Raw genomic sequence first — 17047 nt, forward strand, 5'->3', positions numbered from 1 at the left:
AAGCCCCTCTCCGTTGCGATCAGCTGATTTGATAGCGGGCTTCCAGCCTTTTTCCGCCAAACCACATGATCAGAATGACGGCGATGGTAACGAAAATGCGCCAAGGCTCCTGGCGGAAGCTGCTGATATCGAAGCTGATTAGCGAGATGCTCAGAATCATAACCGCCTTGCCCAGCACGGTAGCGATGGCAAAGGTACGGAACGGGACGGAGCTTAGGCCTGACACGATGTTGATAAGCGAGGATGGAGAGAAAGGAAAGCATGCAAGCAGGAAGAGAGGTGTAAAGCCTCTGCTTTCGATCCATTTGAAAAACTTCTCTGAACGCGGGAAACGCCGCTCAATGCGCGCTTTAACGTTATGGCCCAACCGGCGGCTAACCCAGAATACGCACAGCGCGCCAATGGATACGCCGATCCAGGAGAACAGGAAGCCGAACCACAGCCCGAATATGTTGGCGTTGGCGGCCACGATAACGAGAAGCGGCAGGAACGGCAAGAACGCCTCCAGCAGCGGCAGCGTAATACCGAGCAGCGGACCAAATTCCGCATAGCTCTCCAGTGTGCGCTGAAGATGCTCGAGATCGATATTTTGGAGAAGGTGCAGCCAGTTTTGAATCATTGTCATGAACTCGTAATCCCCACTCTTTCCCTATCCTTACGGGAGCTTCTATGTTTTATCCCGATGCTCGTCCGCTCAATGCTCTCGTCGGGAGAAATAAATAGAACAATCCGATTAATCCGAACAGAATCGCGCTAATCCACACCACGGAGGGTTCCCCGTAAGAGGTAGCGATAAATCCTCCGGCCAGAGGCCCGACCATAACGCCAATTCCCTCGAAAGTGGATAAAATGCCCCAGCCGAGCCCCTCCTGCTTCGGCGGCACGTAAGCGGCCAGCAAAGCGTTCCAGGCAGGCAGGACGGCGGCATAGGATAAGCCCAGCGCCATTGCGATGATTAAACAATACCAGAATGGAAGCTTCCATGCCAATAAATATAAACTGACGGCGAAAAAAATAAAGCCGACGACAAGAAACCCCTTTTTGCCCCCTAGCTTGTCCGTTAAACGGCCCATCGGAATAAGGCCTGCGGCGGCGCATACTCCTCCGATCGTCAGAAGCAAGGAGTACTGCGTGCCGGGAATGCCGAGATGCTTCTCCGCAAAGCTCGGCAGGATCGGAACGAGCATGCTGGCGCCTGCGGTTTGCAGAATCATGCCGGGAAGGAGCAGCCGCATTTGCTTAAGCTGCGAGCCGAGTACCGCGAACTGATCGCGAATCGGTACGGGCTTCAGGTCATTAGCTCGCTTCCCGCTCATGAAGAAGGAGAGCACCCAGCTGACGAATGCGAGGGCAAGCAGCAAATAGTAGGTGGCAACCGCGTTATAGTCGAGCAAAATATTGCAGACGATCGGTCCGGAGCCCAGTCCGACAAACCAGATCGTGTAGAGGAAGCCCATCTGCGTCGCCCGCTGCTCGGCCGTCACTTTGGTCAAGCAGACGATCCAGATTGGCGACATCCCAATGCCGTAAAGGGCAGCAGCGGCAATGAACACCCATGGAAGCTGGGCGAATTGGAACAGGAACACGCCAACCAGCGAGAGGAGAAGGCCGATCTGGACCACGAACCGGATGGAGAACCGGTCGAGCAAATAGCCGATTGCCATTTTCAGAATCGTGTCGGTCAAGTAATGGGCCGTAATGGCAACGCCGATAATATCGAGCGATAGGCCGAGCGTTTTTTGCCCGTAGATGGGCAGCAAGCTGATTAGTACGGCGCCGCGGACAAACTCGACAACGAACAAAATAATCGAGATAAGCCGCAGCTCCGCTCCGAACCAAGGATTATTCGTTAATTTCACAGGCTATAAAACTCCTTTATCATTGGATTACACCGTTGAAAATAGCGATCTCCCCGACTGGATGCGGCTTAAAATGTCACGCGCGATGCTCTCCGCCGCTGATTCCGTATATTGCAAGGAGTTCAGGCAGGCTTTGCTGCTGGAGAGCCGCTCCGGGTCGTTAATGACGCTAAGCAAGCTCGCGATCAGCTGCTCGGGCTTGCGGCAGATGACGGCAGCTCCCTTCGACTGCAGATAGACGGCGTTTTGCTTCTCTTGGCCGGGAACGGGCCGGTAGATAAAGATAGGCAGGCCTGCGGCTATGCCTTCCGAGAGCGTGACGCCTCCGGGCTTCGTAACGAGGCAGGTGGAGATCGACATCAGCTCATGAATTTGCTCCACGTAGCCGAACAGATGCAGACGCGAGCCCTGCGGATGTTGGGCAAAACGCCGCTCCACCGTATGCCGCAGCCTTTCGTTGCGGCCGCAGACGAGCGCAATCTGAGCCGACCGGTGCTCTTCGAGCAGGCCGGTGCACAGTTTGCCGATATGCGGCATGACGCCTTGTGCGCCTGCCATGAGCAGAATCGTCGGCTGGGCAGGGTCCAGCCCAAATTTACGGAACAGCTCAAGGTTCGGGGCGACATTCCGGAAGCCCGGTTTGAGCGGGATGCCGCTGACATGAACGCTCGTACTGCGAATGCCCAGCATGCTAAGCTCCTGCTTTAGGTCATCGGTTGCCACGTAATAGCGCTCAATATCGGGGTGTACCCACCGCCGGTGCAGGTCGAAGTCGGTAATGACCGCATAGGACGGCGGATTGCCGAATAAGCGGGAGCGCCGGTTGAGCGATGGCAATGCAAATAAAGGGAACGTATGAATAACAGCATCGGGTTTTTCTTGCGCCATTATGCGTCTGATTTTGTCACGGCCCAAAGAATGCAGTAGTCCCCCGAACAGGGAGTCATGTTTCATTGGCCGTGTCACACCATATACCCATCCATAAAGTGCAGGCAGGCGCGTATAGCTTTGCTGATAAAATTTGCGGGTCATTTCGTTGAGCCAAGGGTGAGACTCTGCCATCAGATCGATGAGCACGGTCCGGTAATTGCCTTGCTCCTCCAGCGCGTCACGAATGGCGCGGGCGGCTTGCACATGTCCTTCTCCATAAGATGCATACAAAATGAGCAGTTTGGGCTGACGGAAATAATCATGCTTAGCCATGGAATGGTGCACCTCCTGCCGCAAGTATAGCGGGCAATTGTCATGCCATTGTGAACACTGTTTGGTTCGTATTTATTATTTTTGTATAATGGGTATTGTATCCATAAAAATTGCGAGGCAGAGGAGAATGATTCATGGAATATACGTACTTGGGACAGTCCGGACTTAAAGTAAGCCGTTTATGCTTGGGCACGATGAATTTCGGTGTGGACACCGATGAGAAAGAATCGTTCCGCATTCTGGATGCGGCTCTTGATGCCGGGATCAATTTCATTGATACCGCCAACATCTACGGCTGGGGCGAAAATTCCGGCCGCACCGAAGAGATTATCGGGCGCTGGTTTCAACAAGGCGGAGGCCGCCGTGAGCGCACAGTGCTCGCTACCAAAGTATACGGCGACATGCATGATACTTATGACGGTCCAAATCGTGAACAAGGTCTGTCAGCTTATAAAATTCGCCGTCATCTCGAGGGCTCGCTGAAGCGTCTGCAAACGGATCACATCGAGCTGTACCAGATGCATCACGTTGACCGGAATGTCAATTGGCGTGAACTGTGGTCGGCATTTGAGACGGCGGTTGCACAAGGGAAGATCGGCTATGTCGGTTCCAGCAACTTTGCCGGCTGGGATATTGCAGTGGCGCAAGGAGAAGCGAAAGCGAGAGGTCATCTGGGTCTGATCTCGGAGCAGCACAAATACAACCTGCTATGCCGGTTGCCGGAGCTGGAAGTACTGCCAGCATCGAAGGCGCTGGGCTTGGGTGTTATTCCTTGGAGTCCGCTTGACGGAGGTCTGCTGGCTGGCAATCATCGCCGCGGCGGAGCCGGGCGCAGAAGCGGGGATAACAAACGTCTGGAGCAGCATCGTGAGCAATTGGATGCTTACGGAAAGCTTTGCGATGAGCTTGGCGAACCGGAGGATCTCGTATCACTAGCATGGCTGCTTGCGAACCCGGCCGTTACGGCGCCGATTATCGGGGTAAGAACGCTGGATCAATTCGAGCGCTCGCTGCGTGCCGTGGAAGTGAAGCTGGATGAGGCAACGCTCGCCCGGATCGATGAGATTTTCCCGGGACCGGGCGGAGACGCGCCTAAAGCTTACGCTTGGTAAATAATTAAACTTTGTTAGTATTTAATCAGGTTAAATGAGTGATCAAATAAGCAGGTTGAACAGGACGGGGTCTTTGTTCAACTCGACAAACTGAATGCCTTTCTTCTGCATCCGTCCGATCAGCGCGGCATAGTCGTCGCGATGCTTCAGCTCGACGCCGACAAGGGAAGGCCCATTGTCCTTATTATGCTTTTTCGTATATTCGAAGCGGGTAATGTCGTCGTTCGGGCCAAGTACATCATCGAGAAACTCACGCAAAGCGCCTGCACGCTGCGGGAAGCTCAACATGAAGTAATGCTTGAGACCTTCATAGATAAGCGAACGCTCTTTGATCTCCTGCATCCGGTCGACGTCATTGTTGCCGCCGCTGATGACACAGACAACCGTCTTGCCGGCAATCTGCTCGCGCAGCTGTTCTAGCGCCGCAATCGGCACTGCGCCAGCAGGCTCGGCGACGATCGCATTCTCGTTGTACAGATCGAGCAGCGTCGTGCAGATTTTGCCCTCGGGAACGGCGATCACATCGTCAAGCAGCTCGCGGCAGATGGCAAAGGTCATGTCACCAACGCGCTTAACCGCTGCCCCGTCGACGAACTTCTCGATCTGGTCCAGCGAGACGACCTCTCCCGCATCCAGCGATTCACGCAGCGACGGAGCGCCTTCCGGCTCAACTCCGATAACCTGTGTACATGGGGAGACCGCCTTCACATAGGAGGCAACGCCTGCAGCGAGACCGCCGCCGCCAACCGTCACGAGTACATAATCGGGAACCGTCTCAGCAGCTTCCATCAGCTCTTGGCCGACGGTGCCGTTGCCGGCGATGATTTTGAGGTCGTCGAACGGATGGATAAAAGCCATGCCGCTGCGATTGCTCTCTGCGACCGCTTCGGCATAGGCATCGTCAAAGGTATCGCCGGTCAATACGACCTCGACGAAGCTGCCGCCGAAGAACGAAACCTGATTTACCTTTTGCCGAGGCGTTGTGCTTGGCATATATATTTTGCCCGGAATGCCGAGCGTTTGGCAGGAGTAAGCGACGCCTTGGGCGTGGTTGCCGGCGCTGGCGCAGATGACGCCAAACGCAAGCTTTTCGGGAGCCAGAGAACGCATGGTATGGTAGGCACCGCGAATTTTAAAAGAACGGACGATTTGCAGATCCTCCCGCTTGAGCAGTACGGTGCAGCCGTAGCGCTCTGAGAGCACACGGTTGTACTGGAGGGGAGTGCGTGTAATGACATCCTTCAAATGCATTTGCGCGTGTACGATTTCTTCTAATCCGATTTTTGGAGCATAGGAAGCTTCCATGTGCAATCACCTCTTCAATAATCAGTTGATAACAACTACGAATGATTCATTATAGCATCCTCGTTCCGATCATGCAGTGTAAATCGATGGCTGCTGGTCTGATGGACGGGGAAGGAGGCTTTATGGGGAAATTTTTTAAGCGGCTGCTTACGACGATTGTCATACTGGCCGTGCTCATCGTGGGCGGCGGTTTGTGGCTGAAGTCATATGTCGCACCGCAGCAACAATTAGATATGCGTTATGAGCCGATTGATCTGAAGGCGAAGGCGCTGGATATGGTAAAAAGGCTGTCGCCGGAGCTTGTGCTGACAGAAGCCGACGTCAACAATTTGCTGAAAATGCAAATGGGCAGCTCGCAAGAGGATCTGTATTCGGATATGAAGGTGAACGGCGCGGCTTTTGAGCTTAAGGACGAGCATCTGCTCGCGCATTTGAATGTAACCTACCGCGACAAAATCCCGGTCGGGCTGCTGGTCACCTACAGACTGGTCTGGAAAGCGCCAAACGTTGTGCTGGAGCCGATCGGAATGAGCGTGCGCGGTGTAAAGCTGCCGCATGGCTCCTTGGAGAAGATCACCATCCCCCTTGGTTTGTCCGCGGATGATATTGTCGGCGTAGGCGACGTTCGTTTGGTAGGGGATAAGGTAATGATCCGGCTGCAAGTGAACTTATAACCGTATATTCAAGTGGCAGGACGCTTCCGATCTAAAATCGGAGGCGTCTTTTTTGCGTGTTGCTGGGGTGGCTGGTCACACCTGTGCGGAGTTTGGACAGTGCGCCGACTGAAGACCGAAGGAACTGGTGAACTGATTTCTCTGATAGCGAGAATAGGCTCGTTGTGCATAGTTGATATGGAGCGCGAGGGGGGGCCCTCGAGTAATTAGTGAACCGTTTTCGCTATTTGCGAAAATAGCTTCATTGAGTGAGTGAGGATTAGGTGAATCAAACTTGCAGCGAACCCGATTCGCAAAATAACGAAGCCAAGTTCGCAGCATGGTGAGCAAAGAGGCTGCTTCAGCCAACAGCGAACCTGATTCGCAAAATAACGAAGCCAAGTTCGCTGCATGGCGAGCAAAAGAGGCTGCTCCAGTCTACAGCGAATCTATTTCGCTATCCATGAACCTAGGTTCATGAGTAGCGAAGCTAGCTTCGCTCTGGCGAGGAGCGTGCCTGAAGCACGCTCAAAACGTTGAAAAAAGCGAAACGAGGTTCGCAAAATAGCGAATCAGGTTCGTAGTGCGTGTTTTGGATGGAATATGAGGAATACGGCTAAGGAATTAGAGAATCGTTTGCGCTATTAGCGAAAACAAATTCGCTGGGCGGTGAGCGAAGAGACTGGAATCAGCTAATAGCGAACCTGATTCGCAAAATAGCGAAGCGAAGTTCGCTGCACGGCGAGCAAAGAGGCTGCTTCAGCCAACAGCGAACCTGATTCGCAAAATAACGAAGCCAAGTTCGCTATGCGGCGAGCAAAAGAGGCTGCTTTAGCCAACAGCGAACCTATTTTCGCTATCCGTGAACCTAGGTTCATGAGTAGCGAAGCTAGCTTCGCTCTGGCGAGGAGCGTGCCCAAAACAGGCTTAAAATGCTGAAAAAAGCGAAACGAAGTTCGCAAAATAGCGAATCAGGTTCGTTGTGCGTCGTTTGGAGGTATGAGAAGGTGCGGGTAGGGTGGAAAAGTGAACCAATTTTTCTATTAGCGAAAGCAAGTTCGCTAGGTGGATGCCAATGGAGCAAATGAAATGTATAGCGAACCGGATTCGCAAAATAACGAAGCCAATTTCGCTGCTCGGAGGGCACATAAGGCTGATGCTGCCAACAGCGAACCCGATTCGCAAAATAACGAAGCCAATTTCGCTATGGGGCAAGCGCAGGGCTAAGTTACTAGCTGATTTGGTCCGATAAGAAACTATTTTTCTTTATTAAGAAATCAATTTCCGCGCTTATGAACTTTGTGACGTTATACTCTCGAATCTTCAAAATAATCGTTCAAATAAGGAAAATAAGTACCGAATAGCGTAATTGATTGCCCAGTGGTGAAGTAAAGCTCGGATAGTGTGTGAGAGTAAGGGGATATACACCACGGTGGCATCAACAGTCACATTTAGTTCGACGGTGAGAAGCCGGGTCCGTTTGCAAATGGATGTCAAGAATGTAGTTGACACTTACAGTGAGAATGGTTATCATAAATACGAAAGTGATAATCATTATCAATTAAAATTCAAATAGAACGACGCTCGCGTTGTCGCATAGATACAGGAGGAAGCGGAAATGGGATTATTGTACGAAATGGTTCTCAAAAAGAAACAATCGGCATTGCTCGCCGTGGCCTATAAACGCATCAAAAGTTCGGAATCACAAATATCTCTTGCACAAGGAGTACCATCGCATGCGGCAGTGCCGGGGATAACCGGCAAGAGCTCCGTAAATTTGCACGGGATGGAGCTGATTCAGTCATGAAGGAGCATTCCTACGATAAAAGCGAGCAGCTTGGCAGCACGGAGACGGGACGGCCATGGAACTGGATGCTGTTTCCGTTCTCATCGATTATGGCAGGCGGCGATTCGATCTATGCGGCCTCCTCGGGCCACGGTGTCTATGAAATCAGCGGCTCAGGCCAATGGGAGAAGCTGAGCGCAGGGATGCCCGAGCAGGCCAATACGAACCGGCTTCAGATGCATAGCGGACTGCTCCAAGCTTGCACGAACTATGGCTTGTTCCAATTCGATAACGGCAAATGGTCGGACACCGGATTGGCAGTGCCATGCTATCAGTACAGGCTGCTGGGCGGCACGGGTTATGCTGCTACCGAGTATGGGCTATGGATCCATACGAATGGCAAATGGGAGCAGTCATCATGCACCGACAGGAAGGTCTATGATTTCCTCAACCTGCCTCAATATCTCATAGTCGGCCATGATCAGGGAATATCGCTGTACGATCGCTTTATGGACAGCTGGGCGCAGTTCGAGCTGAACCGGACGGTAACCAGCCTAAGCGTATTCCGCGGACATCTGCTTGGTTCAAGCGACAAGGGCGAGCTGCTAGTCGGCGATAAAAAAGGCCAATTCGACCGGATACGCTTCGGCAATCATTTTATTTTCGGTATTAAAAACTTCAATAAAGATATATACGTATGCACCGACCACGGACTGTTCCGGCTGGGCTACTTTAAGGAACGGCTCATGCTGATCTCCGTGAAGCTGGGCTTCCCGGTGACGGATGTCGATCTGCAGGGCGGGCAATTTTATATGGCGACGCTGTTCAACGGTATCCAGACAATGGACGCGCAGCCACAGCTATAAGTGCGAGGGGAGAGAGCCTGTTGCCGAAAGTTATTGTGCTGTACACAAGCTTGACAGGAAATACGGAAGAGATGGCGGAGTCCGTCGCAGCAGGAGCAAAGGAGGCTGGTGCGGAGGTTGTGGCGAAGGAAGCCTTCGACGCTAAACCTGAGGAGCTGCTGGCCTATGACGGCATCATAATTGGAGCGTATACCTGGGGTGACGGGGAACTGCCCGATGAATTTCTCGATTTTTACGAGGAGATGGACAGCTTGAATCTATCAGGGCGAAAAGCAGCAGCGTTTGGCTCCGGCGATTCATCGTATCCGATCTTTTGCGCATCGGTCGATATTATTGAAGAGAAACTGAGAGAGCTTGGCGCTGAAATAGCTGCCGAAGGGCTCAAAGTGGAATACAGTCCGTCCGGTGAGGAAAAGGAAGCCTGCAAAGCGCTCGGCAGGCAGATAGCTGAAGCACTCAAAGTCTAGCTGAATCTATAAACGCGCAAACCGCAGTTTGAACAGGCTAATGCTGTTCAGATCGCGGTTTTTTCCATTTTAGCTGAGGTTTTTGGCGGAATGGAAGATAGAAAGAAGAGGATTGTCGAGTCTTGTAGACAAACGGTGACGATTTATGTAACATGGCAATAGATTTAAGATTGAAGCGTGAGATCGGGACTATTTTCAGAGATGGAACAATCGCTAGAAACCCCGGAGTTTACAGCTATTAGGGAGAGATCATCATTGCAAGAGGACTTGCTGCTAACCTTTCGTTCGCCGCCGCTGCCATTTTTCATAGAATCGAACCGCAGAACCTACACCGCTGGGCAAGAGCATCCGAACCGGAGCAATATCGGCGTGTTCGACTTGCTCTTCGTTCAGGAAGGCTCCCTGTATATCGCCGAGGAGAACAATAAATGGACGCTGAAGCCGGGTGACGTGCTCATTCTTCGTCCGGACCGCTGGCATTGCTCATTCAAGCCTTGTACGGAGGAGACGACGTTCGACTGGGTGCATTTTCAGACCGTTGGCGCCTGGGAGGAGACCGAAGGCAGCCACACCGGCTCGCTAAGAGGGGATTATTATACCTATGCCATTCGTCTGCCGAAAAAAATGCATCTGTCCTTCCCGGACGAAGCGAAGCTGATCTTCTCTCAGCTGCATGAGGCGGCGAGCAGCTCCTCGCACGGCGCATTCTGGGAGCGTCAGCAGCGCTTCCTCCATCTGCTGCAAATGCTGGATGAAGGCTGGCGTTCAGATGCAGCCAGAGCAGGTGTATCGGTTGCGGAACGCGCTGCCGCTTATTTGAAAATGAACTACCGCAGCGTCATTACGAACACGATGCTCAGCGAAGCGCTGCAGCTTCATACGAACTATATTACCCGCTGCATGACCGAGGTGTTCGGCTGCACGCCGCAGCAGTACTTGCTGTATTACCGTCTCGATCAGGCCAAGTTGCTGTTGATTAAGACGGATTGGACGATTGCCAAGATCGCGGAAGAGACCGGCTTCCGGCAGACACCGCATTTCTCGCGGCTGTTCGCTGCGCAGACGGGTATGCCGCCGCTGCGTTTCCGCAAACGTTTTACAAACTAACGAATAGTCCGGCCCATTTTATGCAAATACTTGAAACAGAGGAAAGCAGAAGGGGCTGGGCTAACATGATTGAACGGTATTCCATTACGGCGGATGTCGGCGATATGGTCGAGGCATTCCAAATTAAGAAGCTGCTGCATTGCTACACGAATCGGTTCAACGTTGCGCCGACACAAACGGTGTCCATCGTAATGAATGATAAGTGGGAGCAACGCACGATGCATGACGCAAGATGGGGATTGTTCCCTTTCTGGGCCAAGGATTCGGTGAATGCGGATACCGGGACGCTGTCGGAGAAGCGTTTCTTCGACCGGATGCTGCGCAGACAGCGGTGCGTCGTGCCCTGCAGCGGATTTTTCGGCTGGCAGCAGTCCGGCAAAGAGAAGGAGCCGCGGGCGATGCATATCGTGGTGCCGCAGCAGCGGCTGCTGGGCGTCGCTGGCTTCTATGACGAGTGGCGCAACTACAGCGGCGAGCTTGTCCGGGCGTTTACGATGCTGACCGCTCCGTCATCAGGTGCGATGTCGCAATGGCAGCCGCGTGTGCCGATCGTGCTCGATGAGGAAGGGCTGGAGGATTGGCTTAATCCGCGCCTGCAGGATTACCGGTCGCTGCGCAAGCATCTGGAGCCGCTGGAGTCTTATCAAATGCGAGCTTATCCGGTTACGAACGCAATTGGTGACGAAGCGTATGAATCGCCGGATTGTATCCGGGAGATTCGGCCGGACTTCGCTTAGGCAAGCATGGCAGCGCAGCATGAATGAAAAAAAGACAGTTTCGAGAGTAAGGCGCTAGGGCCTACATCGAAACTGTCTTTTTTTTAGCTAGCTATCTTATTTTGCGCTTTCGCTTGTGTAGAAGGCGTAAATTTTCCAAGCGCCATCGGTCATCTTTTTGAGCAGATAAACGCCCTCATTCGACTGCATCTCTACTTGCTGGTTATCGCCATCGGTCATGGTGATTTTGTAGCTGCCGCCAGTCGACTCTACCGCCGCAAACCGGTCGGTCTTTTGCAATACTTGCAGCTTCTGGGCTGCGGCTTTTTCCATGCTGAGTCCGTAGCCTTGCTTGGTCCACTTTACGACGTCGGAGGCGTACGCATTGCTGATCGCCAGGTAATAGCCGGTGTAAAATTTCGCAAAAGCATCGTCAAGCTGGTCAAATGCCTTGTCCTTGAAGATTTGCAGCTCCTGCTCTTCCGAGTCGAGAACTGGCTGCGTGAGCTGACTGTCCTGCGGCAAAGCGCTTTTTTGCAAATCCAAAGCTCGCTGCAGCATTACTACGGCTTCGGCGCGCTTAGCAATGGTAAAAGGCCGGAACATGGATGCAGTGCTGCCTTGAATAATGCCTGCCTGACTCGCTTGTTGAATAAAAGGCCTTGCATAATAGTTCGGCACATCCGAGAAGTCCACGGCTTTGCCTTCAAATGAGATGGAGGATTGAAAGGCTCTAACGACGAGCACAGTCATCTCGCCCCGCGTAATGTTCTGGTTAGGCCCGAAGCGGTTAGAGCCAACACCATTCGCCACACCTAAGGCTGCTGCAATCCGAATCGGCTCGGCATACCAGCTGTCAGGCTGGACGTCGGCGAACGTGATGCTGCTGTCCTCGCTCTTTAAGTCCAGAACGCGGACCAGCATAGCAGTGAATTCCGCACGGGTAATAGGAGCTTCTGGCTGAAGGGTCACGCTGCCCTTGGGATCGGTGTAGCCTTTCAGAAGATCGGCGCTTACGAAGTTTTCTAATTGCGCGTTGGCCCAATGTCCTTCGATGTATGTGGGATTATACAAATCCAAGGGATTGGCCTCGGCGGCTTCGATGGACTTCAAATGGAGCGGATAGAATAAAGCTAAAACTAGAACAAAAACAAGGAAAAGCGATTTCTTCATTGCTGTGATACCTCTTTCTGTACAAGTAGTCCAATATAAACGTTACCAGAACAAAGTAGGCGGTTCTAGAGGGAATTGGTGGCATTGCACCGGGTAAGCAGGTGTTAAAAGTGAAAAAGCAGCTCCGTAAGGCCGGATTGAACGGGCCTTGCGGAGCTGCTTTTTCGCTCAGAATTGCATCCCGTTTAGTATTAACGGGATGAAGGATTAGCGGTGTGAAGAATCGCAAGAACGCATGCTGTTCATGACAATTAGGCACCGGGGTTGGCTAGCGTTCGCTGCAGCTCGGCGGTCAGCAATGGCACGACCTCGAACAGATCCCCGACCACGCCGTAATCGGCAACGCCGAAAATGGGGGCGTCGGGGTCTTTGTTAATGGCGACGATGACACGTGACTGGCTCATGCCAGCCAGATGCTGAATCGCGCCGCTGATGCCGCAGGCAATATAGAGCTGCGGCGTCACGACCTTGCCGGTTTGCCCGATTTGCAGGGCATAACCGCAATAGCCGGCGTCGCAGGCGCCGCGCGAGGCGCCGATTGCGCCGCCGAGCACACCGGCGAGCGCCTGCAGCGGCTCGAAGCCTGCTGCGCTGCGCACGCCTCTGCCGCCGGACACGACGACGTCGGCCTCGGCGAGATCAAGCTGGCCGCCGGTGCGGCGCACAAGCGAGCGCACAGCGGTGTAGAGCGCCGGCACCGTGAACGGCAACGGCTGCACAACGCCTTGGCGGCCGCCGTCAATCGCTTCTGCCGGCGGCAGATTGTTCGGGCGGATCGTGATGACCGATGGTCCGCCTGTGTTTACGGCAGCGGCCGCTGCGGCGAAGCTGCGCCGCTCGAATGCCTTGCCGGCGTAGAGCGGGCGCGTGAAGACGGCGTCATCGCCTGCGCCGTCAATCGCGGTCACGTCGGCGATATGGCCGGCGTTGTATCTTGCTGCGAGGCGCGGAGCCAGGTCGCGCCCGGAAGCGGTATGGCCGAGCAGCAGCGCATCCGGCTGCACGGCATCGATAGCGGCGCCGATGGCGGCAAGGTACGCCTCGGGCGCATAGCTTTGCAGGGCGGGGTCGTCGGCGACATGCACGACGTCCGCGCCTCGGGCGGCAAGCGCGTCCGCTTCACCGGACGCTGCGCCGGAGCCGGCAAGGACGGCATGCACCTCGCCGTCCCCGCCGGCAAGCAGCCGCGCTGCGCCTAGCGCTTCCAGCGCGACACGGCGCAATTTACCGTCGCGGCATTCGGCAAATACGAGAATCGTTTTAGCCATTGCGAATGTTCATCTCCTCCCGGATGGTCTTGAGACATTTAAGAGGCTACTCCAGCTTAACGGCAGTCTGAAGCAGCTGCGTCAGCGCGGCGGCCTGCTCGGAAGGCGAGCCGGCGAGCCGTTTGCCCGCAGCCCGCGGCTCCGGCGGGAACAGTGCTGTTCGTACCGTTCTTGCCGCTGCCGCCGTTAACCATTCGCCGCCGAAGTCGGCGGGATTGACGCGGACGAGCGGTTTTTTCTTCGCTTTCATAATGCCCGGCAGCGAAGGGTAGCGGGGCTCGTTCAAGCCCTGCTGTGCGGTGATGAGCGCAGGCAGCGGAATGGCGACCGTCTCAGTGTCACCTTCGACATCACGCTCCACGATAGCGAACCGTTCAGCTGCCTGTGCGCCTGCCGGGATAGCTCCCGAGGCGGCAGTTCCAGCCGCCTCCGCAATATCCAGCTTGACCGCAGACGAAGCATGCGGCAGTCCAAGCCGCTCGGCGACCTGCAGCGCAACGCTGCCCGAGCCGCTGTCAACGGCGAACAGTCCCGCCAGCACGAGGTCCGGAGCAAGCGGTCGCAATATTTCGGTGAGCGCCGCCGCAATCGTATGGCTGTCCCCCTCGGCGAGCAGGGTGCTGCCTTCGCTTTCCAGCCGGACCGCTTCATCTGCACCCATGGCAAGGGCTGTCCGCAAAGCCTCCTCGGCCTTTTCTGGGCCGGATGTAATAACGTGCACCTTTCCGCCATGCAGCTCGCGCTGGCGCAGCGCCTCCTCCAATGCGTACTCGTCATAAGGATTAATGACGAGCTTCGCCTCCCCGCTCGATATGCTGCCGTCCGGCGCGACGACTATTTTTTCCTCCGTATCAAAGGTTTGTTTAAGTAAAACAGCGATAGTGAGCATACAGCTCCATTCCTCCCCCCGTTGATGTGAAAGTGGTGTAACAGCTCGGCTCATGGGACTTCCCTTCAGTGCTACAGTATGACCGGAAACACATAAATAGACCCCATCCAGCAGGACTTCCCGGCGGCATGTTCGCGTTCTTCGGCTCATATACTTGGAGCACTGCGGCTTAATGAAAGCGCTATGAAAGCTTGTCCGGATCAGGCGAAGGGAAAGGGGGCGAAAAATATGTCGGCAGCTTTGAATTGGCTCGCTGAGCATGGGACGGAGTTGGCTAGATGGACGGCTTTTGCGGCTGCAGTAGCGCTGGCGGGATGGATATCCGCGACTGTCGTGTGGAGGCGGGCTTTGTACATAGGCCTCGGCGTGCCGGTGAAGCTTGACTGGCTGCCGGGAGGTCAAGAAGGGGGCATGGGGGAGAGGACGAAGCGAAGGCCGTCTTTTGCCGGGCAAATGCTGGGCCATCGCAAGCTGCTTCACGATATTCGAAGCGGGATTATGCATTTGATTTATTTTTACGGCTTTATCGTGCTTCAGTTCGGCGCAGCGGATCTCATCTGGAAGAAACTGAGCGGACATCCTATTCCGTTTCCCTACTACGACGGCTTCGCCTGGAGCCAGGAGCTGACGGTATCGTTAGTGCTGCTTGCTGTACTATACGGCGGCTTTCGCCGCTATGTGGAGCGTCTTCCACGGTTGAAAAGAGGCTGGAAGCCTTCGCTCGTTCTATGGTTTATCGGCGGTCTGATGGCGACGGTGCTGTTCACGCTGGCGTTTGAGCGGCTTGCAGCTTCGGGCGCAGGAGCTGGCGGAGGTATAGCTGACGGGCCGGATGCGGCAGTGCATCTTGTTGCGGAAAGCTACGCGCCGGTATCTGCTGTGCTGGCCCATGGACTTGGCGTGCTGGGCGTCTCTGGGGGGAGCCTGGCCGCGGATATCGGCTACGAGTTGTTCTGGTGGCTGCATCTGGCCGTATTGCTCTCGTTTCTCGTCTATGTGCCGCAGTCCAAACATTTTCATCTGATAACGGGGCCGGTCAATCTGTGGCTTCACCGCAGAGCGCCGGTCGGCAAGCTGTCGCCGCTGGATTTGGAGAATGAAGAAGCGGAAGCTTTTGGCGCAGGGAAGGTGGAGCATTTTTCGCACAAGCAATTAATCGATCTATACGCATGCGTCGAATGCGGCCGCTGCACGAATGTGTGTCCGGCGTCCAACACCGGCAAGCTGCTGTCGCCTATGCATTTGATGGTGAAGCTTCGTGATCATCTGACGGAAAAAGGGGCGGCGGTTACGTCCAAATCGGCTTGGATTCCCCGGGTGATGGGCGGACGGACGGCGGGGGCGCATACGATGGGGGCGTCTCTCCCGGTGTGGGAGGACGGCTTCGAGGGCAGCGTGACTTCCATCGGGCCAACGATGGCGGCACAGGCGCAGGCATGGAGCGTACGGGAGGGCTCAAAAGCGGAGGACGCCGAGCTGATTGGCGACGTGATGACCGAGGAGGAGCTGTGGGCCTGCACAACCTGCCGCAACTGCGAGGAGGTGTGCCCTGTGGGCAACGAGCATGTCGACAAAATCATCGATATGCGCCGTTATCTCGTGCTGATGGACGGCAAGCTGCCAGCCGATGGCCAGCGGGCGCTTCAAAATATCGAGCGCCAAAGCAATCCGTGGGGACTGCCCCGCGTGGAGCGGGCGGCGTGGATTGAGGAGTGCGAGAGCCGTACCGGCGTACGGGTGCCTACGATGCAGGAGTTCAGGAAGGAAGCGGCGCTGAGGGTATCGCAGCATGCTGAGCATGAGAAGGGGGCGGCTGTTACTGCTGCTGTTAAGGCTGCTGTGCCGGAGGTGCTGCTATGGGCGGGCTCCATGGGCGCCTATGATACGCGCAGCCGCAAGGTGCTCTACGATGTTGTCCGTTTGCTTGACCAGGCAGGCGTAACGTTTGCAACGCTGGGGCTGGAGGAGCGGAGCTCGGGCGATACGGCGAGACGTATCGGCAATGAGCTGCTGTTTCAAGAGCTGTGCCGCGAGAACATTGCGACCATCGCTAAGTACGGCATTACTCGAATCGTTACTGTCTGTCCGCATACCTATAACGCTTTTAAAAAGGATTATCCCGATTTTGGACTTCCGGAATCTGTCGTAGTAGAGCATCATACCGAGCTGCTGGCTGAATTGCTTGCAGCCGGCCGCCTAAAGCCTCGGCATGCGCTGGAGGAGCGGGTCACTTATCATGACTCCTGCTACCTGGGGCGCTACAACGAGGTTTACGATGCGCCGCGCCAATTGTTGAAAGCGATACCCGGCGTTCAATTGCAAGAAATGGCCCGTTCACGGGCCAACGGCATGTGCTGCGGAGCCGGCGGCGGCTTGATGTGGATGGAGGAGCAAAGCGGTGTCCGGGTCAATATCGCACGCACCTCGCAGGCGCTGGAGGTGAAGCCCTCCGTTATCGGGTCGGCCTGCCCGTATTGCTTGACGATGATGGAGGATGGACTAAAGTCGCTGGAGGCGGATGAGCAGGTGTCGGCGCGTGATGTCGCGGAGCTGCTGGCAGCAAGCGTGTTCGGCTCGGAAGGCAGATAAAGTCTGAATTGAGCAAAGGACTGGAAGCTTAACAGAATCGTGATCGAGAAAAGG

The 17047-nt window shown here is 54.9% G+C and carries 16 protein-coding genes; 9 read left to right on the forward strand and 7 right to left on the reverse strand.

Annotation, left to right across the window (positions count from 1 at the left end; all coding sequences use genetic code 11):
• Nucleotides 1-19: 19 nt before the first annotated feature.
• Genes ACFVVF_RS20615 through ACFVVF_RS20625 form a run of 3 tightly spaced genes read right to left on the reverse strand, consistent with a single transcriptional unit; the run spans nucleotide 20 to nucleotide 3062 of the window.
• Nucleotides 20-625: a TVP38/TMEM64 family protein gene (locus ACFVVF_RS20615; RefSeq protein WP_387813739.1), complete on the reverse strand. Its 606-nt coding sequence runs from the start codon at nucleotides 623-625 to the stop codon at nucleotides 20-22.
• A gap of 49 nt (nucleotides 626-674) precedes the next feature.
• Complete coding sequence (locus ACFVVF_RS20620; protein ID WP_387813741.1) at nucleotides 675-1859, reverse strand: MFS transporter; 1185 nt, start codon at nucleotides 1857-1859, stop codon at nucleotides 675-677.
• A gap of 27 nt (nucleotides 1860-1886) precedes the next feature.
• Nucleotides 1887-3062 carry an MGDG synthase family glycosyltransferase gene (locus ACFVVF_RS20625; RefSeq protein WP_387813742.1) on the reverse strand — a complete coding sequence of 392 codons (1176 nt, stop codon included), beginning with the start codon at nucleotides 3060-3062 and terminating at the stop codon, nucleotides 1887-1889.
• Between the two features lie 134 nt (nucleotides 3063-3196).
• Between ACFVVF_RS20625 and ACFVVF_RS20630 the strand changes: the two genes are divergently transcribed.
• Nucleotides 3197-4174, forward strand: coding sequence for an aldo/keto reductase (locus ACFVVF_RS20630; protein ID WP_387813744.1), 978 nt, complete (start codon nucleotides 3197-3199; stop codon nucleotides 4172-4174).
• Nucleotides 4175-4216: 42 nt separating this feature from the next.
• On the opposite strand, the gene ilvA is transcribed toward ACFVVF_RS20630, so the two are convergent.
• Entirely contained in the window at nucleotides 4217-5479 is a 1263-nt protein-coding gene (ilvA, locus tag ACFVVF_RS20635; protein WP_387813746.1) for a threonine ammonia-lyase IlvA, read from the reverse strand.
• A gap of 122 nt (nucleotides 5480-5601) precedes the next feature.
• Here ilvA and ACFVVF_RS20640 point away from each other — a divergent pair, with 122 nt between their 5' ends.
• From ACFVVF_RS20640 to ACFVVF_RS20670, 7 genes are all read left to right on the forward strand, one after another.
• Nucleotides 5602-6153, forward strand: coding sequence for a hypothetical protein (locus tag ACFVVF_RS20640; protein ID WP_387813748.1), 552 nt, complete (start codon nucleotides 5602-5604; stop codon nucleotides 6151-6153).
• A 1054-nt stretch (nucleotides 6154-7207) separates the two neighbouring features.
• Nucleotides 7208-7384 (forward strand): hypothetical protein, encoded by a 177-nt coding sequence (locus tag ACFVVF_RS20645; protein WP_387813750.1) that lies wholly within the window; start codon nucleotides 7208-7210, stop codon nucleotides 7382-7384.
• A 366-nt stretch (nucleotides 7385-7750) separates the two neighbouring features.
• A complete protein-coding gene (locus tag ACFVVF_RS20650; protein WP_387813751.1) occupies nucleotides 7751-7939 on the forward strand; it encodes a hypothetical protein in 189 nt (62 codons plus the stop codon).
• A complete protein-coding gene (locus ACFVVF_RS20655) occupies nucleotides 7936-8784 on the forward strand; it encodes a hypothetical protein (protein WP_387813753.1) in 849 nt (282 codons plus the stop codon). Before ACFVVF_RS20650 ends, ACFVVF_RS20655 begins: the two co-directional genes overlap by 4 nt.
• A gap of 20 nt (nucleotides 8785-8804) precedes the next feature.
• Complete coding sequence (locus tag ACFVVF_RS20660; protein WP_387813755.1) at nucleotides 8805-9251, forward strand: flavodoxin; 447 nt, start codon at nucleotides 8805-8807, stop codon at nucleotides 9249-9251.
• Nucleotides 9252-9506: 255 nt separating this feature from the next.
• Entirely contained in the window at nucleotides 9507-10358 is an 852-nt protein-coding gene (locus tag ACFVVF_RS20665) for an AraC family transcriptional regulator (RefSeq protein WP_188888878.1), read from the forward strand.
• A gap of 65 nt (nucleotides 10359-10423) precedes the next feature.
• A complete protein-coding gene (locus tag ACFVVF_RS20670) occupies nucleotides 10424-11095 on the forward strand; it encodes an SOS response-associated peptidase (RefSeq protein ID WP_387813757.1) in 672 nt (223 codons plus the stop codon).
• A gap of 96 nt (nucleotides 11096-11191) precedes the next feature.
• On the opposite strand, the gene ACFVVF_RS20675 is transcribed toward ACFVVF_RS20670, so the two are convergent.
• The 3 genes from ACFVVF_RS20675 to ACFVVF_RS20685 form a co-directional block, all read right to left on the reverse strand.
• Nucleotides 11192-12247 carry an S-layer homology domain-containing protein gene (locus tag ACFVVF_RS20675; RefSeq protein WP_387813759.1) on the reverse strand — a complete coding sequence of 352 codons (1056 nt, stop codon included), beginning with the start codon at nucleotides 12245-12247 and terminating at the stop codon, nucleotides 11192-11194.
• Nucleotides 12248-12498: 251 nt separating this feature from the next.
• Nucleotides 12499-13515, reverse strand: a complete 1017-nt coding sequence (locus tag ACFVVF_RS20680; RefSeq protein WP_387813761.1) for an electron transfer flavoprotein subunit alpha/FixB family protein — start codon at nucleotides 13513-13515, stop codon at nucleotides 12499-12501.
• Between the two features lie 46 nt (nucleotides 13516-13561).
• Nucleotides 13562-14404: an electron transfer flavoprotein subunit beta/FixA family protein gene (locus ACFVVF_RS20685; protein ID WP_387813763.1), complete on the reverse strand. Its 843-nt coding sequence runs from the start codon at nucleotides 14402-14404 to the stop codon at nucleotides 13562-13564.
• Between the two features lie 228 nt (nucleotides 14405-14632).
• Here ACFVVF_RS20685 and ACFVVF_RS20690 point away from each other — a divergent pair, with 228 nt between their 5' ends.
• The gene (locus ACFVVF_RS20690; protein ID WP_387813765.1) at nucleotides 14633-16993 is read left to right on the forward strand and encodes a (Fe-S)-binding protein; all 2361 of its coding nucleotides are present in this window, start codon (nucleotides 14633-14635) and stop codon (nucleotides 16991-16993) included.
• The last annotated feature ends 54 nt before the right edge of the window (nucleotides 16994-17047 follow it).

This window comes from Paenibacillus sp. NPDC058174, from assembly GCF_042883865.1.
Taxonomy (GTDB): Bacteria; Bacillota; Bacilli; order Paenibacillales; family Paenibacillaceae; genus Pristimantibacillus.